The sequence below is a fragment of the Streptomyces aureocirculatus genome (genome assembly GCF_000720475.1).
In the GTDB taxonomy this organism is placed as follows: Bacteria; Actinomycetota; Actinomycetes; order Streptomycetales; family Streptomycetaceae; genus Streptomyces; species Streptomyces aureocirculatus.
Genome location: NZ_JOAP01000019.1, coordinates 261,643 through 287,155 on the forward strand (window position 1 = coordinate 261,643; position 25,513 = coordinate 287,155).

At 71.5% G+C, this 25,513-nt stretch carries 25 protein-coding genes; 15 read left to right on the forward strand and 10 right to left on the reverse strand.

Going from position 1 to position 25,513, the window contains the following annotated elements; genetic code table 11:
• The first annotated feature begins 38 nt into the window (after window positions 1-38).
• Both IG78_RS0118740 and IG78_RS45905 read left to right on the forward strand, forming a co-directional pair.
• Entirely contained in the window at window positions 39-740 is a 702-nt protein-coding gene (locus tag IG78_RS0118740) for a DUF899 domain-containing protein (RefSeq protein WP_030564619.1), read from the forward strand.
• 154 nt (window positions 741-894) lie between these two features.
• A complete protein-coding gene (locus IG78_RS45905) occupies window positions 895-1,077 on the forward strand; it encodes a hypothetical protein (RefSeq protein ID WP_031129283.1) in 183 nt (60 codons plus the stop codon).
• Window positions 1,078-1,238: 161 nt separating this feature from the next.
• Here IG78_RS45905 and IG78_RS0118745 read toward each other — a convergent pair whose 3' ends face one another.
• Both IG78_RS0118745 and IG78_RS52160 read right to left on the reverse strand, forming a co-directional pair.
• Window positions 1,239-1,625 (reverse strand): hypothetical protein, encoded by a 387-nt coding sequence (locus IG78_RS0118745; RefSeq protein ID WP_404827751.1) that lies wholly within the window; start codon window positions 1,623-1,625, stop codon window positions 1,239-1,241.
• 192 nt (window positions 1,626-1,817) lie between these two features.
• Window positions 1,818-2,528, reverse strand: a complete 711-nt coding sequence (locus IG78_RS52160) for an ATP-binding protein (protein WP_225882222.1) — start codon at window positions 2,526-2,528, stop codon at window positions 1,818-1,820.
• An 81-nt stretch (window positions 2,529-2,609) separates the two neighbouring features.
• Here IG78_RS52160 and IG78_RS0118755 point away from each other — a divergent pair, with 81 nt between their 5' ends.
• From IG78_RS0118755 to IG78_RS0118765, 3 genes are all read left to right on the forward strand, one after another.
• Complete coding sequence (locus IG78_RS0118755; protein ID WP_030564626.1) at window positions 2,610-3,470, forward strand: helix-turn-helix domain-containing protein; 861 nt, start codon at window positions 2,610-2,612, stop codon at window positions 3,468-3,470.
• Window positions 3,471-3,572: 102 nt separating this feature from the next.
• Window positions 3,573-3,788: a DUF397 domain-containing protein gene (locus IG78_RS0118760; protein WP_051852755.1), complete on the forward strand. Its 216-nt coding sequence runs from the start codon at window positions 3,573-3,575 to the stop codon at window positions 3,786-3,788.
• 104 nt (window positions 3,789-3,892) lie between these two features.
• Window positions 3,893-4,723 carry an SAM-dependent methyltransferase gene (locus tag IG78_RS0118765; RefSeq protein WP_030564630.1) on the forward strand — a complete coding sequence of 277 codons (831 nt, stop codon included), beginning with the start codon at window positions 3,893-3,895 and terminating at the stop codon, window positions 4,721-4,723.
• Between the two features lie 211 nt (window positions 4,724-4,934).
• On the opposite strand, the gene IG78_RS0118770 is transcribed toward IG78_RS0118765, so the two are convergent.
• Entirely contained in the window at window positions 4,935-6,425 is a 1,491-nt protein-coding gene (locus IG78_RS0118770) for a glutamate synthase subunit beta (protein WP_030564631.1), read from the reverse strand.
• Between the two features lie 206 nt (window positions 6,426-6,631).
• Window positions 6,632-7,111 carry an anthrone oxygenase family protein gene (locus IG78_RS0118775; protein ID WP_030564633.1) on the reverse strand — a complete coding sequence of 160 codons (480 nt, stop codon included), beginning with the start codon at window positions 7,109-7,111 and terminating at the stop codon, window positions 6,632-6,634.
• A gap of 311 nt (window positions 7,112-7,422) precedes the next feature.
• Between IG78_RS0118775 and IG78_RS0118780 the strand changes: the two genes are divergently transcribed.
• Together IG78_RS0118780 and IG78_RS0118785 are read left to right on the forward strand one after the other, a co-directional pair.
• On the forward strand, window positions 7,423-8,061 hold the full coding sequence (locus tag IG78_RS0118780; RefSeq protein WP_030564635.1) for a nucleoside/nucleotide kinase family protein: 639 nt from the start codon (window positions 7,423-7,425) through the stop codon (window positions 8,059-8,061).
• Between the two features lie 173 nt (window positions 8,062-8,234).
• On the forward strand, window positions 8,235-8,654 hold the full coding sequence (locus tag IG78_RS0118785; protein ID WP_030564637.1) for a CBS domain-containing protein: 420 nt from the start codon (window positions 8,235-8,237) through the stop codon (window positions 8,652-8,654).
• An 85-nt stretch (window positions 8,655-8,739) separates the two neighbouring features.
• On the opposite strand, the gene IG78_RS0118790 is transcribed toward IG78_RS0118785, so the two are convergent.
• The gene (locus IG78_RS0118790) at window positions 8,740-9,894 is read right to left on the reverse strand and encodes a magnesium and cobalt transport protein CorA (RefSeq protein ID WP_030564639.1); all 1,155 of its coding nucleotides are present in this window, start codon (window positions 9,892-9,894) and stop codon (window positions 8,740-8,742) included.
• Between the two features lie 110 nt (window positions 9,895-10,004).
• Between IG78_RS0118790 and IG78_RS0118795 the strand changes: the two genes are divergently transcribed.
• Window positions 10,005-10,799: a methyltransferase domain-containing protein gene (locus IG78_RS0118795; RefSeq protein ID WP_030564640.1), complete on the forward strand. Its 795-nt coding sequence runs from the start codon at window positions 10,005-10,007 to the stop codon at window positions 10,797-10,799.
• 99 nt (window positions 10,800-10,898) lie between these two features.
• Here the strand turns inward: IG78_RS0118795 and IG78_RS0118800 are convergent, their stop codons facing one another.
• Together IG78_RS0118800 and IG78_RS0118805 are read right to left on the reverse strand one after the other, a co-directional pair.
• The gene (locus IG78_RS0118800) at window positions 10,899-11,864 is read right to left on the reverse strand and encodes a carbohydrate kinase family protein (RefSeq protein ID WP_030564642.1); all 966 of its coding nucleotides are present in this window, start codon (window positions 11,862-11,864) and stop codon (window positions 10,899-10,901) included.
• Window positions 11,849-12,796 carry a pseudouridine-5'-phosphate glycosidase gene (locus IG78_RS0118805; protein ID WP_051852739.1) on the reverse strand — a complete coding sequence of 316 codons (948 nt, stop codon included), beginning with the start codon at window positions 12,794-12,796 and terminating at the stop codon, window positions 11,849-11,851. Before IG78_RS0118805 ends, IG78_RS0118800 begins: the two co-directional genes overlap by 16 nt.
• Before the next feature lie 46 nt (window positions 12,797-12,842).
• On the opposite strand from IG78_RS0118805, the gene IG78_RS0118810 reads away from it, so the two are divergent.
• A complete protein-coding gene (locus tag IG78_RS0118810; protein WP_030564646.1) occupies window positions 12,843-13,211 on the forward strand; it encodes a cupin domain-containing protein in 369 nt (122 codons plus the stop codon).
• A gap of 268 nt (window positions 13,212-13,479) precedes the next feature.
• On the opposite strand, the gene IG78_RS0118815 is transcribed toward IG78_RS0118810, so the two are convergent.
• The 3 genes from IG78_RS0118815 to IG78_RS0118825 all read right to left on the reverse strand — a co-directional run bounded on the left by IG78_RS0118815 (window position 13,480) and on the right by IG78_RS0118825 (window position 16,571).
• Window positions 13,480-14,757, reverse strand: coding sequence for an MFS transporter (locus tag IG78_RS0118815; protein WP_030564648.1), 1,278 nt, complete (start codon window positions 14,755-14,757; stop codon window positions 13,480-13,482).
• 215 nt (window positions 14,758-14,972) lie between these two features.
• Window positions 14,973-15,554 carry a methylated-DNA--[protein]-cysteine S-methyltransferase gene (locus tag IG78_RS0118820; RefSeq protein ID WP_030564650.1) on the reverse strand — a complete coding sequence of 194 codons (582 nt, stop codon included), beginning with the start codon at window positions 15,552-15,554 and terminating at the stop codon, window positions 14,973-14,975.
• Between the two features lie 108 nt (window positions 15,555-15,662).
• Entirely contained in the window at window positions 15,663-16,571 is a 909-nt protein-coding gene (locus IG78_RS0118825; protein ID WP_030564652.1) for a glycerophosphodiester phosphodiesterase, read from the reverse strand.
• A gap of 276 nt (window positions 16,572-16,847) precedes the next feature.
• Here IG78_RS0118825 and IG78_RS0118830 point away from each other — a divergent pair, with 276 nt between their 5' ends.
• From IG78_RS0118830 to IG78_RS0118855, 6 genes are all read left to right on the forward strand, one after another.
• On the forward strand, window positions 16,848-17,741 hold the full coding sequence (locus IG78_RS0118830; RefSeq protein WP_030564653.1) for an MHYT domain-containing protein: 894 nt from the start codon (window positions 16,848-16,850) through the stop codon (window positions 17,739-17,741).
• 40 nt (window positions 17,742-17,781) lie between these two features.
• Window positions 17,782-19,935, forward strand: a complete 2,154-nt coding sequence (uvrB, locus tag IG78_RS0118835) for an excinuclease ABC subunit UvrB (RefSeq protein ID WP_030564655.1) — start codon at window positions 17,782-17,784, stop codon at window positions 19,933-19,935.
• A gap of 197 nt (window positions 19,936-20,132) precedes the next feature.
• On the forward strand, window positions 20,133-20,711 hold the full coding sequence (locus IG78_RS0118840) for a TerD family protein (protein WP_030564657.1): 579 nt from the start codon (window positions 20,133-20,135) through the stop codon (window positions 20,709-20,711).
• 169 nt (window positions 20,712-20,880) lie between these two features.
• A complete protein-coding gene (locus tag IG78_RS0118845; protein WP_030564659.1) occupies window positions 20,881-22,887 on the forward strand; it encodes a TerD family protein in 2,007 nt (668 codons plus the stop codon).
• A gap of 337 nt (window positions 22,888-23,224) precedes the next feature.
• Window positions 23,225-24,280, forward strand: a complete 1,056-nt coding sequence (locus IG78_RS0118850) for a TerC family protein (protein WP_078965570.1) — start codon at window positions 23,225-23,227, stop codon at window positions 24,278-24,280.
• A gap of 118 nt (window positions 24,281-24,398) precedes the next feature.
• A complete protein-coding gene (locus IG78_RS0118855) occupies window positions 24,399-25,499 on the forward strand; it encodes a calcium:cation antiporter (protein WP_030564669.1) in 1,101 nt (366 codons plus the stop codon).
• Window positions 25,500-25,513: the final 14 nt, after the last annotated feature.

The following is a 25,513-nucleotide window of genomic DNA, read 5'->3' on the forward strand; positions in this document are numbered from 1 at the left end:
GAGCCGCGCACCGCGGTCCGGATCCGGAGGAATGCGCCATGGGACTGCCGCACATCGTCACGCGCGCGGAGTGGCTGGCCGCGCGCGAGAGGCTGCTCGCGAAGGAGAAGGCCGCCACCCGTGCCCGCGACCGGTTGAACGCCGAGCGGCGCGGCCTGCCGATGGTCGAGGTGCGGCGGGAGTATCTGTTCGACGGGGCGGACGGCAAGGCGACGCTGCTCGACCTGTTCGAAGGCCGCGACCAGCTCATCGTCTATCACTTCATGTTCGCCCCCGAGTGGGACGCGGGCTGCCGAAGTTGCTCGGCGTTCCTCGATCAGATCGGCCACCTCGCGCACCTGCGGGCCCGCGGCACGACATTCGTCGCCGTCTCGCGCGCCCCGTTCACCCGCATCCTGCCCTTCAAGGCCCGCATGGGCTGGGTCGTGCCGTGGTTCTCGGCGTGCGGCGACGAGTTCAACCGCGACTTCGCCGCGTCGTACGCGGACGCCGAAGGACGGATCACCGACCGGCCGGGGATCAGTTGCTTCCTGCGCGACGGCGACCGTGTCTGCCACACGTACTCGACGTTCGGCCGCGGCCTCGACGGCCTCGGCTCCACCACCAGCCTCCTCGACCTCACCGCCCTCGGCCGCCAGGAGGAGTGGGAAGAGCCGAAGGGCCGCGCCTCCGCCCTGGGCGCCCCCGCGGGCAGCGACCGGGTGCGGTACCACGACGAGTACGACGACTACGGCTACTGAAGCCGTCACGTCGTGTGAGGATCGCCTCCGTACGGCCCCAACTCGGTGTCGGTTGCGTCACGTTGCGAGTTCTCGGGGTGCCCCGCGCGTTCTACCCGGTGCAGAGTCCAGTCGCACAGGTGCAGAGACCAGTCGTACACGGGGGAACGAGAAGATGGTGAACGGACGAGTCGTCCTGGAGAGCTTCCCGGCGGGCGGACCGCGTGGATCGTGGCCCGCGGAGGAGTTCGCGCGGGACCGGCGCAGTGAGGGACAGCGCGCGGAAGTCGTGATGGATCTGTCGACCGACGCGTTTCTGGTGATCGTACGAGGTGCTGCGGATCTGGCTGATTCCTGACGCTCACCCGGGGTGCCCTCGACGCCGTGAGGGCACCCACACGATGAGGCGCGCACACGATGAAGGGCGCGCGCACACGGTGAAGGGCGCCGCGCGGTCGACCGCGCGGCGCCCTTCGGGTGTGGGCAAGGGTGTGGCGGCACCCCTGAGGCATCTCCGGATCAGGCCCGGACCGCCCGCGCCCACCCCGGCACGGCCCCGGCCATCCGGCACAGGGCCAGGTACAGGGGGATCGGCGGGGTATAGGGGACAGCGCTCCCGGGACCTTCGGGGTCCTCGGGGCGGTGCACCAGGACGGGTTCCCGCGTCGAGTCCGGCAACAGGGCCCCGCGCGAGTAGTACGCCGAGGGCGGCCACTCCAGGGCCACGTCCGAATCCACGGGCACGATCCACCACCAGCGCGGCCCGTCCTCGTACACACAGCCCACGCGGGGGAGCCGTGCGAGCAGTTGCGGTCCGAACTCCGCCGGTATGGCCACCGCGTCGCATCCGAGCGGCTGCCGCATTCCGGCGGGGACGGCGAGCCGTGCCACTGGCTGCACACTCACGACCCGCCGTCCGACCGCCCGCTCCCGCTCTCGCGAGAGCCGTACCAAGGTGTCAAGCTCGAACAGCCGCACTGACCCCGTGCTCACATATCCCCCGACCACATCACTGTCGCAATTGCCGCACTTGCTGCACTCGTCGTACCGGCCGCACTCGCCGTACTCGTCGTACCAGCCGTACTCGTCGTCCTTGCGTCACCCGAAGGCCGCCGCGTCGAACCCGCCGACACCGTCGAACCCATCGACACCGTCGACCCCATCGACACCGAACTCCTCCATACCGAAGGAGCACGCCGCCGGATCGGGTGATCTTGGCAGCTCCGCCCACACCGAAAGGCCGGGTCCGAAGTCCTGGACACCCCATGCGCTGCTCACGGCACTCACGAGAAGCAGTCCCCTCCCATGCTCCTCGTCGGGCCCCCTGGGCCCCGCCGGCCGTGGCACTCCCGCGCCGTGGCCCTCGTCGCGTATGGCTATCCGCACGGTGTCGGCACCCGTGCAGATCTCGCAGACGACGGTACGGCTTCCGGTGTGCACGATCGCATTGGTGACCAGCTCGGACACGACGAGCGCCGCGATGTCGCAGGCGTCGTCGCCGACCGCGAGGGAACTGAGCCTGTCGCGCGTCAGCCGCCTTGCCCGCGCCACGGAACTCGGCGTCGCGGCGAGGGTGAAGGTGGCACAGGGCTCGCCACCGTGCGTCCGGCCCCTGGTGCACGCACCAAGTCGGCCGCGGGTGGCATCAGTTCCTAACGATGCGGGCGGAGTCACGTTTTCCACTATCGCCCCGGCGCGAACACCTTGGCAAGAGCCACTCTGAAATGTGCACAGTGACGTGTTCCTTTGAGACGGCGCATGGCACACTTCTCGCAACGCCTCACCAAGCGGCGTGAGTTGGCACGACACGCAGTGAAGAGCGGTTACGCACGGTAACGCGGGTGGTGCGCAGACATGCAGAGAGCGACGCGAAGTGGGTGGAGGTAGGACGTGAGCGAACCGCGGTCGGCGCCGACCGTCGGGCAGGTCGTTCTCGGTCGTCGCCTGCAGGACCTGCGCGAACGAGCCGGTCTGAAGCGCGACGAGGCCGCACGGATACTCCGTGTGGCCCCCGCCACGGTCCGCCGGATGGAGACCGCCGAGGTCGCCCTGAAGATTCCGTACCTCCAGCTCCTGCTGAAGGCGTACGGCGTCACGGACGAAGAGGCGGACGCCTTCGTGCTGCTCGCCGAGGAGGCGAACAAGCCCGGCTGGTGGCAGCGCTTCCACGACATCCTGCCCAACTGGTTCAGCATGTACGTCAGCCTGGAGGGCGCCGCGAGCCTCATCAGGTCCTACGAACCGCACTTCGTGCCGGGGCTGCTCCAGACGGAGGACTACGCGCGTGGCGTGCTGCACTCGGGGGCCATCGGCCAGACCAGGCCCGAGGACATCGAGCGGTATGTGGCGCTGCGCATGGAGCGCCAGGCGCTGCTCGCCCGCGAGGACGCGCCGCGGCTGTGGGTCGTGATGGACGAGACCGCGCTGCGCAGGCCCGTCGGCGAGCCCGATGTGATGCGCGCGCAGGTCGACCGGCTGCTCGAAGCCGTGGAGCTGCCGCATGTGACGTTGCAGGTCGCGCCGTTCGCGGCAGGCCCGCACCCCGGCACTTTCGGCCCGTTCGTGCTCTTCCGCTTCGCCATGGCGGAGCTGCCGGACATGGTCTACAGCGAGTACCTGACCGGCGCCGTCTACCTGGACGCGCGCACCGAGGTGGCGACCCACCTCGAGGTCATGGACCGCATGGCGGCCCAGGCCGCGACCGCACAACGCACGAAGGAGATCCTTCGGGATGTCCGCAAGGAGCTGTGAATGGACCGAGATCGACACCGTGCGGGCACGGGCCCCGCGTCCCGGCTCGACGCCCGCGCCGACTCCCGGCCACCGGGGTCCGGATCCCGGGTCTACAACGGCATGCCGGCCCGCGACCTGGGTATCGAGGGCTGGCACAAGCCCTGGAGCGGCGGCAACGGCGGGAACTGTCTCGAAGCCATGAAGCTGGCCGACGGCCGCGTCGCCGTCCGCCAGTCCTCCGACCCCGACGGACCCGCGCTGATCTACACCGACGGTGAGATCAGGGCGTTCATACAGGGGGCGAAGGCGGGGGAGGCGGACTTCCTGCTGTCGTGACACGTGCTGCCATGACACGTGTGGGTGAGCCAACTGTGTACGTGGATGACGCGTGATTCGGTGAATTGGTCGATGAGGCATGTGAAGGGGCAGGGGAGCCACGGATGACCGGGACGGAGCAGGCCCAGGGCGATCAGGGCGGCTCGGCGTACATCGACACGAGCAAGCCGCATCCCGCGCGGATGTACGACTGGTGGCTCGGCGGCAAGGACAACTATCCCGTCGACGAGGAGCTGGGCCGCCAGCTCGTCGCCATGGACCCACGGATCCCGGCCGTGGCGCGGGCCAACCGCGCGTTCATGCAGCGCGCCACGCGCTGGCTCGCCACGGCCGGGATCCGGCAGTTCCTCGACATCGGCACCGGCATCCCGACCGAACCCAATCTGCATCAGATCGCCCAGGGCGTGGCACCCGACACCCGCGTCGTCTACTGCGACAACGACCCCATCGTGCTCGCCCACGCCGAGGCACTGCTGCGGTCGACGCCCGAAGGCGCCACGGAGTACATCCAGGGCGACGCGCGCGACCCGGCCGCGATCCTCGCGGAGGCCCGCGGGACCCTGGACTTCACCCGGCCTGTGGCACTGTCCCTCGTCGCCCTCCTGCACTTCGTCCCCGACGAGGACGGCGCGTACGACGTGGTACGGGAACTGGTGTCCGCGCTGCCGCCCGGCAGCTATCTAATGCTGACGCACGGCACCGGTGAGTTCACCCCCGAGCGGGCGCGCTCCGCGGGCGACCTGTACAAGGCGCGCTCCCTGAACCTCGCGCTGCGCGACCGCACCGAGGTGATCCGCTTCTTCGAGGGGCTGACCCTGGTGCCGCCCGGGGTGACGGTGGCTGACGAGTGGCATCCGGAACTGGGCGAGCGGGTGCCGCCCGTCGGGGACGGGCCGCTTCCCATCTTCGGTGGGGTTGCCCGTAAGGGGCCGTAACGGTCTGTGGGGGTGGCGGGGGCTTGGCGTTCGCCGCCGGGGGAGCCTTGGGGGTTCACGCCCTGAGGGGGGCGTCTTGGTGGTTCACGCCCTGCGGGGGTGATCTGGTCACGTTCTGAGGGGGCGCGGGACGTTCATGCCCTGAGGGGGCGCGGGGCGTTCACGCCCTGAGGGGGGCGGGGCGTTCATGCCCCGAGGGGGCGCGGGGCGATTACGCCCTGAGGGGGCGGGACGACGCGGTCACGGGGGACGGCAGCATTGTCGTGCCCATGAGGTGGCGGTCCACGGCTGCCGCGGCCGACCGGCCCTCCGCGATCGCCCAGACCACCAGGGACTGGCCGCGCCCCGCGTCCCCGGCGGCGTACACCCCCGGCACATCCGTGGCGTACTCCTCGTCCCGTGCCACCGTTCCGTCCGGCGCCACCGCGACCCCCAGCTCCGCGACCGCGCCGCCCGCCGCCACCTCGGGGCCCTGGAACCCCAGGGCGAGCAGCACCAGGTCGGCCCGCAACGTGCGCTCCGCGCCCGGCACCGGGCGCCGCCGCGCGTCCACGCCGGCGAGCAGGACGGCCCGTACCCGCCCCGTCCCGTCCCCGGAGAACCGCAGGGCCGACGCCGCGAACAGCCGCGCGTCGACGTCGGGCTCCTGCGCGAAGCGCAGCTCACCGGCCTCCTCGTGGGCGGGCGACACCCGGTGCACGGTGGGATACACCGGCCAGGGGTCGACCGCCTCGTCCCGCTCCGCGGGCGGGAGCGCGCGGATGTCCACCTGCGTCACCGACGCGGCACCCTCCCGCACCGCCGTGCCCAGACAGTCCGCCCCGGTGTCACCGCCGCCCACGATCACCACGTGCTTGCCGGCGGCGGAGACCGGCGAGACGTCGAGGTCCCCCTCGCAGACGCGGTTGGCCGGCGGCAGATACTCCATGGCCTGTACGACCCCCGCCAACGCGCGCCCCGGCACCGGAAGTTCCCGCCACGCCGTGGCCCCGACGGCGAGCACCACCGCGTCATGGCGGGCCCGCAGCTTGGCGGCGCCGATGTCCCTGCCGACCGCCGTCGACGTACGGAACCCGGTGCCCTCGGCCCGCAGTTGCGCGAGCCTGCGCTCGAGCTGCGCCTTCTCCATCTTGAACGCGGGGATCCCGTACCGCAGCAGCCCGCCGGGCCGGTCGTCCCGCTCGTACACGACGACCGTGTGTCCTGCCCGCGTGAGCTGCTGCGCCGCCGCGAGGCCCGCGGGCCCCGACCCGACGACCCCGACCGACTTTCCGCTCAGCCGCCCCGGCGGCCGCGGCGGCGCGAGACCGTCCGCCCAGACGCGGTCGGCGATGGCGGCCTCGACGTTCTTGATGGTCACGGCGGGCTGGTTGATGGCGAGCACACAGCCCGCCTCGCACGGCGCCGGACACAATCGTCCGGTGAACTCGGGGAAGTTGTTCGTGGCGTGCAGCCGCTCGGCGGCGGCTTGCCAGTCGGCGCGCGAGACGAGGCCGTTCCACTCCGGAATGAGGTTCCCCAGCGGGCAGGCCTCGTGGCAGAACGGGACCCCGCAGTCCATGCACCGCTCGGCCTGCTGCTCCACGAAGGGCAGCAGACCGCCGGGTACGTACACCTCGTCCCAGTCCTTGACCCGCTCGCCCACCGGCCGCCGCGGCCACTCCCGGCGCGGGTGCCGCATGAACCCCTTGGGGTCGGCCATGGCCGTCTCCCTACGCGTAGGCCGCGTCCTTCCGCCACGGTACGTCGGCGAGGAGTGCTCGGCATGCGGTGCGGGAGGCGCGCTGCCTGGCGACGGCGCCCGGGTTCTCGGCAGGTCAGGGCGAGGGCGGCGGCAGGGCAGGGCGAGGGCACCGGGCCAGGGCAGGGGGTGCGGGCGGTGGCAGGGCAGGGGCGCGGGCGCCGGGGTCAGGTCAAGCCCAGGATGAAGGAGAAGGCCGCGGCGGTCGCGGCGAGGGTGCGGACGTGGTTCCACATCGTCCACTCGGCCACATACGTACGCCAGTACTCGGCGCCCTGCTCGGACGCCGCGTCGACCTTCGCCAGGGCCTCGTTCCGTGGCACGTTCGCGGCGACGGTCACACCGAAGCACCCGAACAGATACAGCGCGCAGCCGAGCAGCAGCTCCACCGTGCCCTCGTCCGGCCACAGCACGAACGTCACCACGGCGAGCACCGCGCTCAGGCCCGTCGCCCCCATGAACACGGCCATGAACGCGGGCTTGACCGCCGCGACGTTGATCGCTTGCATGGCCGCGGCGCCCTGGGCGGGCGGCAGGGCGGCGAGGCCCCTCATCACGAAGGTGGAGAAGCCGATGAACACTCCGGCGACGAGCCCGCAGGCCACCGCACCGACCACGGTCAGCACGAAGTAGGGTCCCTCGATCATGGCAACTCCCTGGCTGGGTCCGGCCCCGGCCGGACGGGCACCGCGCCGATCCCGAACGACGCGGACTGTCTGGGACCAGTCAATGACCACGACGCCCCGGAAGCCATACGCGGAGCCCGCGATCTCATACGCCCTCGTCTCACACTCCCGGGCGCCCGCGTCTGATACTCCCGTGTTCCACCGTGTTCCACCGTGTTCCACGGAGGGGGGCGACGACAGCCTGGCCCGCCGGGCGGTCACGTGAACCTAGTGGCCTGCCCGCTGCCGGGCCAGGTCTGCGACCGCGTGGCACGTCGCGGCATCATGGGCCCGTGCGACTCGAAGCGATCACCTGGGAACGGCTCACGGACACTCTCGCCGACCGTCTCGCCGACCTCGAACCGCAGGACGGCGGCCCCTGGCCCCGGATCGCCTTCGACGGCGCCCCCGCCGCCCGGCCGGGCGAACTCGCCCGGCAGGTGGGCGAGGCGCTGCGCCTGCGCGGACGACCCTCGCTCGTCGTCGGCACCGAGGGGTTCCTACGGCCCGCCTCGCTCCGCCTGGAGTACGGGCACGAGGACGTCGAGGCCTACTACAGCGGTTGGTTCGACACCGGCGCCCTGTGGCGTGAGGTCTTCGGGCCGCTGGAGGCGGACGGCACGGGGCGGGTCCTGCCCGACCTGTGGGACCCGCACGCCGACCGCGCCACCCGCACCCCCTACGTCCAACTCCCCCCCGGCGCGCTGCTGTTGCTGCACGGCCCCCTGCTGCTCGGCCACTGGTTCCCCTTCGACCTGACGGTGCATGTACGGCTGTCGCCCGGCGCCCTGCGACGGCGCACACCGGAGGCGGAGCACTGGACCCTGCCCGCCTTCGAGCGCTACGAGACGGAGACCGGGCCCACCACCGCGGCCGATGTCGTCGTCCGCGCCGACGACCCCCGCCACCCCGCCTGGAACGGAAGCGGCTGACCCCGCTGCCCGCCCGCGAGCCCTGCCGCCGCCTGTCCGTGAGCCCCGCCGCCCGGCACTGCGGGTGCGGCCCGTCGGCACGGCGGCGACAATGGGGATGCCGGGGCCCATGCGGGTGCCGGGACCAGCGGTGCTCCCGCGCCGCGCCGGCTCTCCGGCACCGGGAGGTACCCATGACCACCGCCGCAGACATCATGCACCGGGGCGCCCAGTGGATCCCCGCGCACGAAACCCTGGACCGCGCCGCCCAGCTCATGCGCCAACTCGACGTGGGCGCCCTGCCGATCAGCGACGAGAACGAACGGCTGTGCGGCATTCTCACCGACCGCGACATCGTCATCGGCTGCGTGGCCATGGGACACGACCCCGCCAAGGTCACCGCGGGCGAGATGGCCAAGGGCACACCGCGCTGGGTGGCGTCGGACGCGGATGTCGATGCCGTACTGGAGGAGATGCAGGGACATCAGATCCGCAGGCTGCCCGTGATCGAGAACAAGCGCCTGGTCGGGATGATCAGCGAGGCCGACCTCGCCAAGCACCTCACCGAGGAGCAGCTCGCGGGCTGGGTCGAGAGCGTCTACGCCCGGTCCTGAGGCAGGGCCCACCAGGCCCCGCCGGACCCCGCCAGGCCCCGCCGGACCCCGCTAGGCCCCGCCGGGCTTCGTCACGGCCCCCCCGTCACAGCCAGCCGTTGCGCCGGAAGCCTCGGTACAGCGCGAGGCAACCCGTGGCGATCACCCCCATCACCAGTGCGTAGCCGTACCGCCAGCGCAGCTCGGGCATGTGGTCGAAGTTCATGCCGTACATCCCGCAGACCATGGTGGGCACGGCGACGATCGCGGCCCACGCCGTGATCTTCCGCATGTCCTCGTTCTGCGCGACCGTCACCTGGGCCAGATGCGCCTGAAGGATCGAGTTGAGCAGTTCGTCGAAGGCCGCTATCTGCTCGGTGACGCGCTTGAGGTGGTCGTCCACATCGCGGAAGTACGCCTGTATCTCGGGGGCGATCAGACGGATCGGTTTCGCGGCGAGCACCTGGAGGGGGCGGCCGAGCGGCACCACCGCCCGCTTCAGTTCGAGCAGCTCGCGCTTGAGCTGATAGATCCGGCCCGGGTCGACCCCTCGCGCCCCCTCGGGCGCGAACACGTCCGCCTCCACCTGGTCGATGTCCTCCTGCACCGCGTCCGCCACCCCCAGATAGTCGTCCACGACCTGGTCCGCGATGGCGTGCAGCACCGCGGCCGGGCCCTGCGCGAGCTGCTCCGGCGTTCCTTCGAGCTGCTCGCGCAGCGGTCCGAGCGAACCGTGCCTGCCGTGCCGCACGGTGATCACGAACTCCTTGCCGACGAAGACCATGATCTCGCCGGTGTCCACCACCTCGCTGGTCGCCGTCAGCTCGGCATGCTCCACGTAACAGACCGTCTTGAACACCGCGAACAGCGTCTGGCCATAGCGCTCGACCTTCGGCCGCTGGTGGGCGTGCACCGCGTCCTCGACCGCCAGCGGGTGCAGGTCGAAGAGGTCGGCGACGTCCGCGAACTCCTGCTCCGTGGGCTCATGCAGCCCCAGCCACACAAAGCCGTCGTCGCTCTTGCGGATCTGCGCCACGGCCTCGACGAGACCGCCGTCACGGCCCGGTGCCTGACGCACACCCTTGCGATACGTCACGCACTTGACGACGGAGGAACCCAGCGGCGAGCGGGCGGGGTGGCTGAGGTCGACACGGGGACCGCGCCGGGTCAGCCGTGCCACCTTCCGCAATCCGCGGACGGTCCGCAGATTCCCCACCTTGCGCAGGCCACCGACCTTCCGCAGGTTGTCCGTCATCGACATGTGCAGCTCCTAGCGCTGGACTTGATGACCAAGTCTGCCAGTCCGGTCCGACACCACGCTGAGGCCTGTGGGAACGGAATACTCCGCTCCGAAGCTGTAATGATCGCCACATGACACGAATCGACGGACATGTCCTCACCAGTCGGCCACGCGAGGCGGCGGCCCGCTGCACCGCCTTCGCGGCCCTCTTCGACCCCACCACCTTCCGGCACATCGAACGGCTCGGCGTCGGGCCCGGCTGGCGCTGCTGGGAGGTCGGCGCCACCAGCACGTCCGTCGTGTCCTGGCTCGCCAAGCGGGTCGGACCCACCGGCCTCGTCCTCGCCACCGCCACCGACACGGCGCCGCTGCGGCCCGCAGCGCGCCAGCCCGTCCAGGTACGGGCCCACGACATCGCGGCCGACTCGCCGCCCCCCGAGGCGTTCGACTTCGTGCACGCCCGCCTCGTGCTCACCCATGTACCGGACCGCGAACAGGCCCTGCGGGCCATGGTCCGGGCGCTGCGACCGGGCGGCAGACTCCTGATCGAGGAGGCCGACCAGGCCTTGCAGCCGCACGCCTGCCCCGACGAGTACGGGCCCGAACAGGAGTTGGCGAACCAACTGCGGAAAGGCGTCCGCACCCTGCTCGCCGAGCGCGGCACCGACCTCGCGTACGGGCGGATGCTGCCGCGGCTGCTGCGTGCCGCTGGGCTGCGTCACGTGGAGGCCGACGCGTACTTCCCGCTCGTCTCCCCGGCGAGCGCGGCCCTGGAGTCCGCGACCGTCGAGCAGTTGCGCGCGGACCTGGTCGCCGCGAGGCTCGCCACGCACGACGACATCGAGCGGCACCTCGCCCACATCGCCGAGCGCGCCGTCGACCCGGCCTCGGCCCCACTGGTCTCGGCCTGGGCGCGCAAGGCCTGACGCGGGGCGCACGCGCGCACGACGCCGCGTCACGGTCATCACGTTCGCCGACGGTTACGTCGTGATGACCTGGTTCATGACGTTCATCGGCACGTTCCTTCACGTCTCCTCGCGGAGCGGGGCCCGCCACGCCGGCCGGGCCCCCACCCGTGACACCGCCCGCGCCCCGGCCCTGCACCCCTCGGCCACCGCGTCCCGCAGCGCCGCCCCCGCGAGCCGCGACGCGACGAACGCCCCGGTGAACGCGTCACCCGCCCCGGTGGAGTCCCGCACGTCCGCCCGGACGGCGGGTACGCGGGCCCGCACCCGCCCGCTCCGTACGGCAAGGGCGCCCTCCCCGCCCAGCTTGACCACCACCTCGGGGAACCGACGGCTCAACTCGGCCGCCGCGTCCGCGGGTGCGGGCAGCCCGGTGAGCAGTTCCGCCTCGTCCCAACTGGGGAGCAGCACGCTCACGCCTGCCGTGTCGGCCAGGAAGCGGTCCGCCCCGTACCGGGCGAGGAACCCCGCCGACGCCGGATCCACACTGACCGTGAGCCCGCGCGCGCGTGCCGCCGTCAGCGCGGCCCGCGCGGTGGCACGGCTTGGCCCGGCGAAGAACAGATAGCCGGACAGATGGAGCCAGGCGACGCCGTCGAGCAGCGCGGGCGTCCAGTCGTCGGGGGACAGGCGCAGGGAGGCGCCGCTGTCCGTCAGGAACGTCCGCTCGGCCGCCGCACCGGCCGCGTCCACCAGACTGATCACGGTGCCCGTGGGGGCGTCGTGGTCGACGGCCAAGTGGGGGCGTACGGCGGCACGGGCCAGCATCTCCTCGTGCCACGCAGCCGAATCGGCCCCGGCCCGCCCCAGGAAGCGCACGTCGGCGCAGCCCCAATGGGCCGCCCAGCACGCGACGTTGGCGCCCGCGCCGCCCGGCACGGTGCGGATGGCCGCGGCCGTGTCGGTGCCGGGCGTGAGGGGGGTGCGGTGCCGGGCGACGATGTCCGTGACGACGTCACCCACGACCAACAGGGCCCCGGGAGCGGCCCCGCCCGGCCCGGCGGCAGCCGTCACCCCCGTGCCCATGCCGCCGCGATCCGGGCGGCGAGGCGTACGTTCCCGCGCACGGCGGCGAGGTTGGCCTCCAGTGAGGCCCCGTCGGTGTGGCGCATCAGGTGGTCGAGGAGGAACGGGGTCACCGCCTGGCCGGTCACGCCCCGCGCGGCGCACTCCCGCAGTGCCTCGTGCAGTACGCGCGCGTGGAGGGCGGGTTCGAGCTGTTCGGCCTCCGCCACCGGGTTGGCCACGACGAGCGCCGACTCCGGGCCCGCGACCGCGTCCTGGGCGCGCATGACAGCGGCGACCTCCGCGGGCGTCCGCAGCGTCCAGTCCACGCCGTGCCCGGAGTCCGTGAGGTAGAAGCCGGGGAAGCGGTCGGTGCCGTAGCCGGCCACCGAGACGCCCAGCGTCTCCAGGCGCTGCAGCGTCGCCGCCACGTCCAGGATCGACTTCACCCCCGCGCACACCACCGTGATCCGGGTCCGGGCGAGCAGGCCGAGGTCCGCCGACTCGTCCTGGGTGCGCGTCCACTCCCGGTGCACCCCGCCGAGGCCGCCCGTGGCGAAGACCCGAAGTCCCGCGCGGGCCGCGAGGGACGCGGTCGCGGACACCGTGGTGGCTCCGTCGGCACCCGTGGCGACGGCGAGCGGCAGGGCACGGTGGCCCAGCTTGCGAATGCTGTCGGACCCGGCGACCCGCTCCAACTGCGCCTTGGACAGGCCTATGCGGGGGCGACCGTCCAGGACGGCGATCGTCGCAGGCACGGCGCCCTCGGCGCGCACGGCCTCTTCGAGTTCGAGTGCCACCCGCAGATTGCGCGGGCGCGGCAGCCCGTGCGCGATGATCGTGGATTCCAGGGCGACGACCGGTTGCCGCCGGGAAAGAGCCGCCTGTACCTCGTCGGACACCACCAACACGGTCAGCCTCCTGCCAGTCGGGCCGCTCGGGTCTCCCTTCATCCCTGGCGGTCGGCGCGGCACGGCAAACCCATTAGGGTGACCGGCCATGACCACGAATGATCAGAACGTCGCCTCCTTTGCCGTGCACATTCCGGATGTCGAGCTGGAGGAGGAGCCACTCGACCCGGCGCAGATCGTCTCCGGCGAGCCCGTGGTCACCGGCAAGGTCCTGTGGGAGTCCGCCGACGGCAAGCAACTGCGCGGCATCTGGCAGATCACGCCGGGCGTGGTGACCGACACCGAGGCCAATGAGCTCTTCGTGGTCGTCAGCGGTCGCGCCACCGTCGCGGTCGAGGGCGGCGACGTGCTGGAGGTCGGCCCCGGCGACGCGGCCGTCCTGCGCGAGGGCGACCGTACGACGTGGACGGTGCACGAGACGCTGCGCAAGGCGTACCACATCACGCTCGGCGGCTGAGCAAGGTCTCACCCGGCTGCTGAGCGGGATCACCGCAGCCGTCGGGTGAGATCACGGCCGCCCTCGGGTGAGATCACCGCCGTCGGGCGGGATCACCGCAGCGGTCGGGGAGGTCATGGCCGCGCTCGGGTGAGATCACCGCCGCCGTCGGGCGGGATCACCGCAGTCGTCGGGGAGGTCATGGCCGCCTGTCGGGCGGGATCACCGCAGTCGTCGGGGAGGTCACGGCCGCCCGTGGAGCCGGATCACGCCCGGCGGCCCAGCAGGGTCACCCTCGGCGGCCGAGCAGGGCGAGCGCGGCCAGGGGCAGCAGCAGGAGCACCGCACCCAGGTTGAGCCAGCCGTAGCTCGCCCGCGCGACCACCAGGCCCGCGACTGCCCCGCCGACGCCCGCGGCGGCGTTCATGGTCAGGTCGGAGAGGCCCTGGGCGGCGGTGCGCGCGGCCTGCGGCACGGAGTCGGTGAGCAGCGCGGAGCCCGCCACGAGCCCCGCCGACCAGCCGAGGCCGAGCAGGAACAAGCCCGCGGCCGTCTGCCCGTGGTTGCCCCCCGCGGTTCCCGCGAGCAGCGCCGCGCAGCCGAGCAGCCCCACGGACAGGCCGATGACGGTGAGCCGTCCGACGCGGTCCGCGAGTCGCCCCATCACCGGTGAGAACGCGTACATGCCCGCGATGTGGCCGCTGATGACCAGGCCGATCAGGTCGATGCTCGCACCGTGGTGGCCGAGGTCGACCGGGGTCATCGACATGATCGAGACCATGGCGGTGTGCGCGACGGTGACCGTGGCCAGGGCGAGCCGTGCCCGCCCGGAGGCGGCCACCGCGGCGATCCCGGCCCGCAGCGAACGGCCACCGGCGGTCTGTTCGGCGGCGGGTTCGAGCGCCCGCGCGGTGAGCAGCGGATCGGGGCGCAGCAGCACCGCCACGACCAGCGCCGAGATCAGGAAGACCCCGGCCGCCCACACGAAGGGACCGGACGCCTCCGGGATGCCGAGCCCGCGGACGCTGCGGCCCGCGGGCGCCGCGATGTTGGGGCCGAGGACCGCGCCGATCGTCGTCGCCCACACCACGTTCGAGATGGCCCGCGCCCTGCCGTCGGGCTCGGCCAGGTCGGCCGCCGCGAACCGGGCCTGCAGGTTGGCCGACGACGCCGCGCCGAACCCCGCCATGCCGACGAGCAGCAGCGGGAAGCTCCCGACGGCCGCGGCCACGACCACGACGGCGGCGCCCACCGCACCGATCACATATGCCAGTACGAGACCGGGGCGCCGGCCCCGTGCCGTCATCAGCGCCGCCAGCGGCACCGAGAGCAGCGCCGTCCCTGCCACGGTCGCCGTCGACACCAGCCCGGACAGCGACTCGCTGCCGCTGACCTCCTTCGCGAGGACGGCCGCGAGCGCGATGCCGGTGGCCACGCCGAGCCCGCCGAGTATCTGGCTCGCGACCAGGACCGCGGTGACGCGGCGCCGCAGCACGGAAAGTTCCTCGACGCCCATCGGCACCCCGGCCACGGGCCCGGATCCCGTCGCCCGCCCCGTGGTGCTCATCGGGGACACCGGAGGCGTCGCGGACGGCGGGGGACCGGCACGAGGACGGCGTGGACGGCGTGGACGGCGTGGGCGGTAAGTACGGCAAGTACGGCAGGGGCGACAGAGTCGGCACTTCGGGGTACCGGCCGCGGCGGCGAGGATATGACCACGCGCGAAGTGTGCCAGGGAAGGCGCTGACGGGGACATGACTTTCCGGGCGCCCCAGAGCCCCCTCAGAACAGCGGCGCAGGCAGCACCCCCTCCAGGGCCAACAGGTGCCGCTTCGTCTCCAGGCCGCCGCCGAAGCCGCCGATGCCGCCGTCGCGCTCCACCACGCGGTGGCAGGCCACCACGATCGGCAGTGGGTTGGAGCCCATCGCCACGCCCACCGCCTGGGCCGCGCCGGGCTGGCCGACGCGGCGGGCCAGGTCGCCGTACCCCACCACCGTGCCGAAGGGCACGCCCGTGGCCAGTTCGCGCAGCACCTGGCGGTTGAAGCCGGAGATCAGCGACCAGTCGAGCGGCAGTTCGAAGTCGCGCAGCTCACCCGCGAGGTACGCCCGCAACTGGCGTATGGGCTCCGCGAGGAGCGGCGACGCGGGGTCCTCGGCCGGCTCGGCGCCGAGGCGGGACGCGAGCCGTGCCAGCGCCTTGTCACGCACGTCGGGCGTGGCGTGGAAGACGACGTTGACCAGGCCGGTGTCCGTCGCGGCCAGCAGCAGCGGGCCGATGTCGGAGTCGACGACGGCCCATACGGCGCGGGGGCGCGGGGGCTGTGGCCCGCGCTCGTCCCGGTCCTGCTCGTGGTGCCCCATGGCGTTCATGACGCTTACGGTACGACCGGCCACTGACAGCGCCGCGGGACGGTGGTCCCGCGGCGCCATGGTTCCGCCGCGTCAGGGCCGGTGCCGCGCGCCCGTCCGTCAGTTGTGAAGCGCCCTGCGTACGACGTCGGGCTTGTTGGTGATGATGCCGTCCACGCCGAAGCCGGCGACGCGCTGGGCGGCGGCGGCCTCGTCCACGGTCCAGGTGAAGATCTCCAGGCGCTTGCCGTGCGGGCCCTTCAGCCCGTGGATCGCGGCTACGTAGTCGGCGGAGATGGACGTGTGCGTCGAGTTGATCTGGTCCGAGAACTTCGCGTACGTCGGCAGGTCGGCGGCCGCGGGCGTGCCGAGGAAGCCGGTCTTGATGTCGGGCCGCAGCTCGTGCACCTTCTTGACGGTGGCCGCGCCGAAGCTCTGGACGACCAGCTTGTTCTTGACGTGGCGGCGGTCGAGCCAGCCCGTCTCGCGCAGCACCCGCAGGGTGTCCTGCTCGATGCCGGGGTACAGCTCCGGCTTCTTGATCTCCAGGACCAGGCTCTGGTGGTTGCGCGAGACGCGGTTCATGTACTGCGTCAGCGTCGGCACCCGCGCGCCCTTGTACTTCTTCCCGAACCAACTGCCCGCGTCCAGCCTGGCGATCTCCGCCGCGGTGAAGTCCTTCACCTTCCACGGGGCGCGGTCGGGGAAGACCTCCTCGACGTCCGTGGTCCGCTTCAGGTTGTCGTCGTGGACGATGACGAGCTCGCCGTCCTTCGTGCGCTGGACGTCGTTCTCGACCCAGCGGAAGCCCATCCGGGCGGCCTTGTCGATCGCGGCCAGCGTGTTCTCGGGGGCGTAGGCGGAGGCGCCGCGGTGTGCCACGACTGTGGGGTTCTTGTGTGCGGCGGCCGGCTTCCCCAGTGCAACGGAGGCGTCGGCGGGGGTCTGTGCGGCGGCGGTGGAGGGCAGGACGAGCGCGCCTGCCCCCAGCAGGGCGGCGGTGGCGGCAGCGGCGGCGCGTACGTACACGGGTTCTCCTCGCGTCAGGACTCACGGGGGGTTCCGCTTGAGAATGACAGTGCACGGCCAACTACTGACAGGTACAGGATGGCCACAGGTTGAACGCCAACCCCTCAAGTGAGGACCCCGCGCGCGGAACCCGTGTTTCTTTGCCGGAAAATCGGTCGTGCGTTCACGGCTGAGCCCTACTCTCACCTCAGTCCACGGCCCCTCGTCCGGCCGTCGGCCGGGGAAGACGGGGCGTTCCGGAACATCCACGTACGACAGGCGGAAGGGCTACCGCTCATGGAGGGCACGGTCGACGGCTTCAGCTACGGATTCGTCACGCCGGTGGTCGCCTATCTGATGGCCTGCCTGGGAGGGGCACTCGGCCTGCGCTGCACCACGAGATCGCTGCTCGTCGCGCACTCCTGGCGGCCCGGCTGGCTCGCCCTCGGCTCGGCCGCCATCGGGTCCGGCATCTGGACGATGCACTTCATCGCCATGATGGGCTTCGCCGTGGAGGACACCCCGATCCACTACGACCGGACGACGACCTTCGCGAGCCTCGCCGTCGCCATCGTGATGGTCGGCATCGGGATCTTCATCGTCGGCTACCGCGGCGCCAGCGGAACCGCGCTCTTCACCGGGGGCACCATCACCGGGCTCGGCATCGCGTCGATGCACTACCTGGGAATGGCCGGTATGCGCCTTGGCGGCAGGCTGGAGTACAACACCCTGACCGTGGCCGCGTCCGTGGTGATCGCCGTGGTCGCCGCCATCGCCGCCCTGTGGGCCGCGGGACAGGTCAGGGGTTTCCTGTGGAGTCTCGGCGCCAGCCTCGTCATGGGCCTCGCCGTCAGCGGCATGCACTACACCGGCATGGCCGCCGTGAGTGTGCACCTGCACGGCCCGTCCACCGCGCCCTCCGGCGACTCCTCCGCCGAGATCCTCGCCCCCCTCATGGTCGGCCCGCTCGCCTTCCTGCTGCTCGCGGGCGTCATCGTGATGTTCGACCCGCTGATGATGCTGGGCAAGGCCGACCTGAAGGCCGCCGCCGCCCGCCCGCGCACCTCCCCGTACTCCGTGCCACGCTCCGGCGACCGCACGCCGGCACACGTGAGCCGCCGCGGCGGACCCCGCCCCGCCACCCGCAGGAGCCGCCGCAGACCGGAGGCACGGGCCCCGCAGAAGTGGTGAGCGGGGGGCGTTGTCAGTGGGGGGTCGTACGGTTGATTCCATGCGGCCCGTATCGAAGATCGAACGCACGGTGGCACCTTTCGAGGTCGTCAGCCCGTACCAGCCCAGTGGCGACCAGCCCACGGCCATCGCCGACCTGGAGAAGCGCATCCGCGCGGGCGAGAAGGATGTCGTCCTGCTCGGCGCGACCGGCACCGGCAAGTCGGCCACCACCGCGTGGATGATCGAGAAGCTCCAGCGCCCCACGCTCGTGATGGCGCCGAACAAAACCCTGGCCGCCCAGTTGGCGAACGAGTTCCGCGAGCTCCTGCCGAACAACGCCGTCGAGTACTTCGTCTCGTACTACGACTACTACCAGCCCGAGGCCTACGTCCCCCAGTCGGACACGTACATCGAGAAGGACTCCTCGATCAACGAGGAGGTCGAGCGCCTGCGCCACTCCGCGACGAACTCGCTGCTCACCCGCCGCGACGTCATCGTGGTCGCGTCCGTCTCCTGCATCTACGGCCTCGGCACCCCGCAGGAGTACGTGGACCGCATGGTGCCGCTCAAGGTCGGCGAGGAGATCGACCGCGACCAGCTCCTGCGCCGCTTCGTCGACATCCAGTACACCCGCAACGACCTCGCCTTCACCCGCGGCACCTTCCGGGTCCGCGGCGACACCATCGAGATCTTCCCGGTGTACGAGGAGCTGGCCGTCCGGATCGAGATGTTCGGCGACGAGATCGAGGCCCTCTCCACGCTGCACCCCCTGACCGGCGAGGTCATCAGCGACGACGACCACCTGTACGTCTTCCCGGCCTCCCACTACGTAGCGGGCCCGGAGCGCCTGGAGAAGGCCGTCACCGGCATCGAGAAGGAGCTCACCGAGCGCCTCGCGGAGCTGGAGAAGCAGGGCAAGATGCTGGAGGCCCAGCGCCTGCGCATGCGCACCACGTACGACCTGGAGATGCTGCGCCAGATCGGCTCCTGCTCCGGCGTCGAGAACTACTCGATGCACTTCGACGACCGCGCGCCCGGCACCGCCCCCAACACCCTCCTGGACTACTTCCCCGAGGACTTCCTGCTCGTCCTGGACGAGTCGCACGTCACGGTCCCGCAGATCGGCGCGATGTACGAGGGCGACGCCTCCCGCAAGCGCACCCTCGTCGACCACGGCTTCCGGCTGCCGTCCGCCCTGGACAACCGCCCGCTGAAGTGGGAGGAGTTCCTCGGCCGCATCGGCCAGACGGTCTACCTCTCGGCGACCCCCGGCAAGTACGAGCTGTCGCGCGGCGACGGCTTCGTCGAGCAGATCATCCGCCCCACCGGCCTCGTCGACCCCGAGGTCGTCGTCAAGCCCACCGAGGGCCAGATCGACGACCTGGTCCACGAGATCCGCAAGCGCACCGAGAAGGACGAGCGCGTCCTCGTCACCACCCTCACCAAGAAGATGGCCGAGGACCTCACCGACTACTTCCTGGAGCTCGGCATCCAGGTCCGCTATCTGCACAGCGACGTCGACACCCTGCGCCGCGTCGAGCTCCTGCGCGAGCTGCGCTCCGGTGAGTACGACGTCCTGGTCGGCATCAACCTCCTCCGGGAGGGCCTCGACCTGCCCGAGGTCTCCCTGGTGGCGATCCTCGACGCGGACAAGGAGGGCTTCCTGCGCTCGGGGACCTCTCTGATCCAGACCATCGGCCGCGCCGCGCGCAACGTCTCGGGCCAGGTCCATATGTACGCCGACAAGATCACCCCGGCGATGGAGAAGGCCATCGACGAGACCAACCGCCGCCGGGAGAAGCAGATCGCGTACAACAAGGAGAGGGGCATCGACCCGCAACCCCTCCGTAAGAAGATCAACGACATCGTGTCGGCGATCGCACGCGAAGAGGTCGACACGGAACAACTCCTTGGCACCGACTACCGCAAGGCGAAGGACGGCAAGAGCGCCAAGGCCCCGGTGCCCTCCCTCGGCGGCGCGGCCAAGGACGGCAAGAAGGCCGCCGCGGCCGGATCCGCCAAGGGCAAGGGTGCCAAGAAGGCACCCACGGACCGCCCCGCCGCCGAACTCGCCGCGCAGATCGAGGAGATGACCGAGCGGATGCGCACGGCCGCCGCGAACCTCCAGTTCGAGATCGCCGCCCGGCTGCGGGACGAGGTGTCGGAGATGAAGAAGGAACTGCGGCAGATGAAGGAAGCCGGTCAGGCATAGCGCTGCGTTGCGGCACGGCGCTGTGCTGCGACATGGCCCCGTGCTGTGACACGGAGCTGCGCCTCGACATAGCGCTGTGTTGCAACACCGACACAAAGTGCCCGACCGGGTGCGTCGCCCTGGACACGGCTGCATAGGGTGAACGGGCAACCGCCGCAACGGGCGGTTGTCGGGGCAGTTCGAGAAGGGGACAGCGCGTGACGGTCAACATGACCAAGGGCCAGGCCATCAACCTGCAGAAGAACGACGGGGGCGCGCTGACCTCAGTGCGCATGGGACTCGGCTGGCAGGCGGCCCCGCGGCGCGGCCTGTTCGGCTCCCGCACCCGGGAGGTCGACCTCGACGCGTCGGCGGTCCTCTTCGCCGACAAGCAGCCCGTCGACGTGGTGTTCTTCCGCCACCTCGTCAGCGACGACGGCTCGGTGCGGCACACCGGCGACAACCTCGTCGGCGGCGTCGGCCAGGGCGGCGACGACGAGGCCATCCTCGTCGACCTGCAGCGCGTCCCGGTCCACATCGACCAGATCGTCTTCACGGTGAACTCCTTCACCGGCCAGACCTTCCAGGAGGTGCAGAACGCCTTCTGCCGCCTGGTCGACGAGACCAACGGCCAGGAGCTCGCCCGCTTCACCCTCGACGGCGGCGGCCAGTACACCGCCCAGATCATGGCCAAGGTGCACCGCGCGGGCTCCGGCTGGCAGATGACGGCCCTCGGCAACCCCGCCAACGGCCGCACCTTCCAGGACCTGATGCCGGCGATCCTGCCGCACCTGTGAGCAGCGCAGCCGTGAGCACCACAGCCGTGAGCACCACAGCCGTGAGCACCGCGGCTGACGGCACCGAAGAGTTGTAAGCGCCAACCTGTAGTACCGCAGACCGGCTGTCCGGCACGGCAGTCCGTACGCAGGCCCGGTGAGGGGGCCGACACAAGGGGGAACGAACGCGATGACGGCTGAGCTGGTCAGGGGGCAGAACCACGCACTGCCCGGCACCCGCCTCGAGATCCGGGTGTCGGCCGGCAGGCCGATCGTGGCCGGTGCCACGCTCAGCGACCACGAGCGCACGGTGCGCGGCACGTCCTGGGTCGCGCACCCCGGCGCGCCCACCCTGCCGGGACTCGAAGTGTCCCAGCAGGCGGCCGCCGACCACCGCCTCGCCGTCGACCTGGACGCCCTGCCCGACGGCGCGCACCAGGTGAACGTGCTGCTCGCGCTGCCGGTCGGCGTCGGTGGCCCGGTCACCTTCGGCGCCGTCGCCGCCCCCTTCGTCGCCGTCACCGGCCTGGACGGCACCGAGATCGCCAGCTATACGATCACGGACCTGTCCGCCGAGTCGGCCGTCGTCGCCCTGGAGCTGTACCGCAGGGGGGACGCCTGGAAGGTCCGCGCCGTCGGCCAGGGCTATGCGGGCGGTCTCGCCGACATGCTCGCCGATCAGGGCCTGCCCAGGGCCCAGGACCTGGCGACCGCCATCAACGACGCGGTGGCGCGCGGCCTGGCCCGCTCGGTGGCCGCGCCCCCGCCCCGCTCCGCGGACGAGGCCCGGGTGCGCGCCGCGGCCCAGGGCCACACCGCCCCCGGCCAGCCGCCGAGCACGCCCGACCCGGCCGCCGAACCCGCCGCCAGGCCCGTGGTCCCCGCCCAGCCCGTCGTCCCCGCCCAGCAGCCCGGCGACGGCGGCGCACCCGCACCCCAGCGCCCGGGCGACGCCGTCCCGCCGCAGCCCGGCGACGGCGGACCCGTGAACTACACCCACCCGCGCCGCCAGACCGCCGCGCCCCCGCCGCCCCCGCCCACGGCCCGCCCCGCGGCGCCCGGACAGCACCCCACCCCCGTCGCCGGTGACGCCACCGGCTGGTCCCCGGAGGAGCGGCTCTACAACCAGGTCTGGGGCATGTTCGAAGACCTGGCCCGCACGGCCGCCGCGTACCGCAGCGCCGTGGACTTCGCCGACTCCCGCATGGAGCAGGAGCTCGACAAGGTCCTCTCCGACCCGCGCAGCCGCATCGGCAGCACCGGGGACACCGCGCGCGCCGCCGCCCGCGCCCGCCACGGCGACCTCGTTGACCAGGCGCGCGCCGCCCTCGACCGCGACCTGGCCCAGCTCGCCGCCGAGGCGGAGGTCGTGGAGCCGGCCCTGCCCGTGGCCTTCGCCGACTGGTCGAGCCCCGTCTGGCAGGGCTATCGCGCGCCCATGGAGGTCCCGATGGCGCTGCGCCTCGGCGGCCTGCACCTGCCCGAGCGCCCGGAGCTGCGCATCCCCATGCTCGTCCGGCTGCCCCTGGAGCGCGGCCTGTGGATCGACAGCGGCCGCTCCGGCACGGACTCCCTCGCGGACGCGGACCAACTGCGCCGCCTCGCCCTGGACAGCGCCGTCGCCCACGCCGCCCGGCTGCTCGCCTCGTATCCGCCCGGCGCGTTCACGGTGCACGTCATCGACGCCGCGGGCACCGGCACGAGCGCCTTCGCCCCGCTCGTGACCGCCGGAGTCCTCGACGAGCCGCCCGCGACCGGCGCCGCCGGTGTCACCGCCATGCTCACCCGGCTCACCCAGCGCGTGGATCTGGTGCAGATGGCGGTCCGCGGCGGCGTCGCCGACGCGCTGCCGCAGGACCTGGACACCGGCGAGCAACTGCTCGTCGTCAACGACTTCCCCCACGGCTTCGACGACCGCGCCGTGACCCAGCTCCGCTACCTCGCCGACGAGGGCCCCGCGGTCGGCGTGCACCTGATGATGGTCGCCGACCGCGAGGAGGCCGCGGAGTACGGTCCCCTGCTCGACCCGCTGTGGCGGGCGCTGCTGCGGCTGACGCCGGTGCCCGAGGACCACCTCGCGGACCCCTGGGTCGGCCACGCGTGGACGTACGAGCCGCCTGCGCTGCCGCCGGGCAGTGAGGTGCTCGGCCACGTCCTGGACCGGGTGGGAGCGGCACGCCGCACCGGCAGCCGCTGACGGCCACCCCCTCACCCCTTCTCGCCCGCCCGTCACTCCTTACCCTCGAAGCCCGCCCGCAGCACGGGCGGGCTTTGTCGACGTAATGACTGTCCACGGCTCATCTACCGTCTTGACCTGGCCACTTGGGCATTGTTTGCCGCTCCCTTTACCTAACCTTGGTGTTTCGCGTACTCTTGTCAGTGCGGAGGGGAGTACTCCCGTACGCGACGTGCCCGTCAATACGGACCGCCATCGGTCCCGGGGCGTCGGCCCGTGGCGCGGACAGCGTGCCCGGGTGGAAGAGACCTCCGGCAGCGACGACGCTGATCAGTAGCCGTACGACGCCGGAGGCGCAGTGGACGTTTCTATGACCCTGTGGGTGCTGACCGTTCTCGGTCTGTGTGCCCTGATCGCAATGGACTTCTTCATCGGCCGCAAGCCGCATGACGTGTCCATCAAGGAAGCCGGTACGTGGACGATCGTCTGGATCGTGCTCGCCGTGCTGTTCGGAATAGGCCTGCTGATAGCAGGTGAGAGTCAGGCGTCCGGCGAGTTCTTCGCGGGCTTCGTCACCGAGAAGTCGCTGAGCGTCGACAACCTCTTCGTCTTCATCCTGATCATGGCGAAGTTCTCGGTGCCGTCGCACCTCCAGCAGCGCGTGCTGCTGTTCGGTGTGCTGATCGCGCTGGTCCTGCGTGCGATCTTCATCGCGGCCGGCGCCGCGATCATCGCCAGCTTCTCCTGGGTGTTCTACCTGTTCGGCGCGTTCCTGATCTACACCGCCTGGAAGCTCATCCAGGAGGCGCGTGCCGACGAGGAAGAAGAGGAGTGGGAGGAGAACCGCCTCCTGAAGTCCGTCGAGAAGAAGTTCGGCGTCGCCGACCGGTACCACGGCACGAAGCTGTTCATCGAGAAGAACGGCAAGAAGATCCTGACGCCCCTCATGGTCGTCATGCTCGCCATCGGCACCACCGACGTCCTGTTCGCGATGGACTCCATCCCGGCGATCTTCGGCCTCACCCAGGACCCGTACATCGTCTTCACCGCCAACGCCTTCGCGCTGATGGGACTGCGGCAGCTCTACTTCCTGATCGGCGGACTGCTCAAGAAGCTGGTCCACCTCAGTTACGGCCTGTCGGTGATCCTCGGCTTCATCGGCGTCAAGCTCGTCCTGCACGCCCTGCACGAGAACGGCGTACACGTCCCGGAGATCTCCATCCCGGTGTCGCTCGGCGTCATCTGCGGCGTGCTGATCATCACCACGATCACCAGCCTCATGGCCTCCAGGAAGCAGGCCGAGCGCGAGGCGTCCGAGGCCGGTCCGACTGGCCCTACCGGCCCTACCGGCCCTACCGGCCCTACCGGCCCTACCGGCAAGGACGACAGCCAGAAGGACAGCGTCGAGGCGTAAGCGCACTGAAGAGCCACCCCGGAGCGGTGCACGGTCGGTCGTCGACCGTGCACCGCTCTTGCGTAGAAAGGCACACATGAAGTCGCGGCCCTCCCGTGAGCGGGGCAGCATCAATCACATGATCCCTAAGTTCCGGGCACTCGCCGCGCGGTGGACGACCGCCGTGCCCGTGCTCGGAGTCGTCCTCCTCGTCCTCACCTGGGGGCGCGATCTGCCGGGTGTGGTCGTCGCCCTGGTGACGGCGGTCCTCGCCGGAGCCGTGCTCTCGGCGGTGCATCACGCCGAAGTCATCGCGCACCGCGTCGGCGAACCCTTCGGCTCCCTGGTCCTGGCCGTGGCGGTCACGATCATCGAGGTCGCCCTCATCGTCACCTTGATGGCCGATGGCGGCGACAAGAGCGCGACCCTGGCCCGTGACACCGTCTTCGCGGCCGTCATGATCACCTGTAACGGCATACTGGGCCTCTGTCTGCTGACCGGCGCCCTGCGCCACCGCGTGGCCGTCTTCAACCCCGAGGGCACCGGTGCCGCGCTCGCGACCGTCGCCACGCTGGCCACGCTCAGCCTGGTCCTGCCGACCTTCACGACGTCCAAGCCGGGCCCGGAGTTCTCCACCTCGCAGCTCACCTTCGCGGCCCTGGCCTCACTCGTCCTGTACGGCCTGTTCGTCGCGACCCAGACCGTACGGCACCGCGACTACTTCCTGCCGGTCACCAAGCAGGGCAAGGTCGTCGACGCCGACGACCACGCCGAAGGGCCCTCCGCGCGCACCGCCCTCATCAGTCTCAGCCTGCTCGGGCTCGCCCTGATCGGCGTCGTCGGGCTCGCCAAGGGCGTGTCGCCGACCATCGAGTCGGGCGTCGAGTCCGCGGGCCTGCCGCATGCCGTGGTCGGCGTGATCATCGCCCTGCTCGTGCTGCTTCCCGAGACCATCGCGGCCGTGCGCGCGGCCCGCAGGGACCGCGTCCAGACCAGCCTCAACCTGGCACTCGGCTCGGCGATGGCCAGCATCGGCCTGACCATCCCGGCCGTCGCCATCGCCTCCGTGTGGCTGTCCGGGCCGCTTGTGCTCGGGCTCAGCTCGACACATATGGTGCTGCTCGTCCTCACGGTCCTCGTCGGCACGCTCACGGTCGTTCCCGGACGCGCCACGCCCTTGCAGGGCGGTGTGCACCTGGTGCTGTTCGCGGCGTACCTGGAGCTCGCGGTCAATCCATGAGACGTGGTGTCCGG

Excerpts from the sequence above, each read along its gene's own strand:
- IG78_RS0118790 (WP_030564639.1), bottom strand. The coding sequence starts at position 9,894 with ATGTCGATGACGGACAACCTGCGGAAGGTCGGTGGCCTGCGCAAGGTG.
- IG78_RS0118800 (WP_030564642.1), bottom strand. The coding sequence starts at position 11,864 with ATGGGCACGGGGGTGACGGCTGCCGCCGGGCCGGGCGGGGCCGCTCCC.
- IG78_RS0118805 (WP_051852739.1), bottom strand. The coding sequence starts at position 12,796 with ATGAAGGGAGACCCGAGCGGCCCGACTGGCAGGAGGCTGACCGTGTTG.
- uvrB (WP_030564655.1), top strand. The coding sequence starts at position 17,782 with ATGCGGCCCGTATCGAAGATCGAACGCACGGTGGCACCTTTCGAGGTC.
- IG78_RS0118845 (WP_030564659.1), top strand. The coding sequence starts at position 20,881 with ATGACGGCTGAGCTGGTCAGGGGGCAGAACCACGCACTGCCCGGCACC.
- IG78_RS0118810 (WP_030564646.1), top strand. The coding sequence starts at position 12,843 with ATGACCACGAATGATCAGAACGTCGCCTCCTTTGCCGTGCACATTCCG.
- IG78_RS0118815 (WP_030564648.1), bottom strand. The coding sequence starts at position 14,757 with ATGAGCACCACGGGGCGGGCGACGGGATCCGGGCCCGTGGCCGGGGTG.
- IG78_RS0118830 (WP_030564653.1), top strand. The coding sequence starts at position 16,848 with ATGGAGGGCACGGTCGACGGCTTCAGCTACGGATTCGTCACGCCGGTG.
- IG78_RS0118740 (WP_030564619.1), top strand. The coding sequence starts at position 39 with ATGGGACTGCCGCACATCGTCACGCGCGCGGAGTGGCTGGCCGCGCGC.
- IG78_RS0118760 (WP_051852755.1), top strand. The coding sequence starts at position 3,573 with ATGCCGGCCCGCGACCTGGGTATCGAGGGCTGGCACAAGCCCTGGAGC.
- IG78_RS0118765 (WP_030564630.1), top strand. The coding sequence starts at position 3,893 with ATGACCGGGACGGAGCAGGCCCAGGGCGATCAGGGCGGCTCGGCGTAC.
- IG78_RS0118795 (WP_030564640.1), top strand. The coding sequence starts at position 10,005 with ATGACACGAATCGACGGACATGTCCTCACCAGTCGGCCACGCGAGGCG.
- IG78_RS45905 (WP_031129283.1), top strand. The coding sequence starts at position 895 with ATGGTGAACGGACGAGTCGTCCTGGAGAGCTTCCCGGCGGGCGGACCG.
- IG78_RS0118785 (WP_030564637.1), top strand. The coding sequence starts at position 8,235 with ATGACCACCGCCGCAGACATCATGCACCGGGGCGCCCAGTGGATCCCC.
- IG78_RS0118775 (WP_030564633.1), bottom strand. The coding sequence starts at position 7,111 with ATGATCGAGGGACCCTACTTCGTGCTGACCGTGGTCGGTGCGGTGGCC.
- IG78_RS0118855 (WP_030564669.1), top strand. The coding sequence starts at position 24,399 with ATGATCCCTAAGTTCCGGGCACTCGCCGCGCGGTGGACGACCGCCGTG.
- IG78_RS0118820 (WP_030564650.1), bottom strand. The coding sequence starts at position 15,554 with ATGGGGCACCACGAGCAGGACCGGGACGAGCGCGGGCCACAGCCCCCG.
- IG78_RS0118770 (WP_030564631.1), bottom strand. The coding sequence starts at position 6,425 with ATGGCCGACCCCAAGGGGTTCATGCGGCACCCGCGCCGGGAGTGGCCG.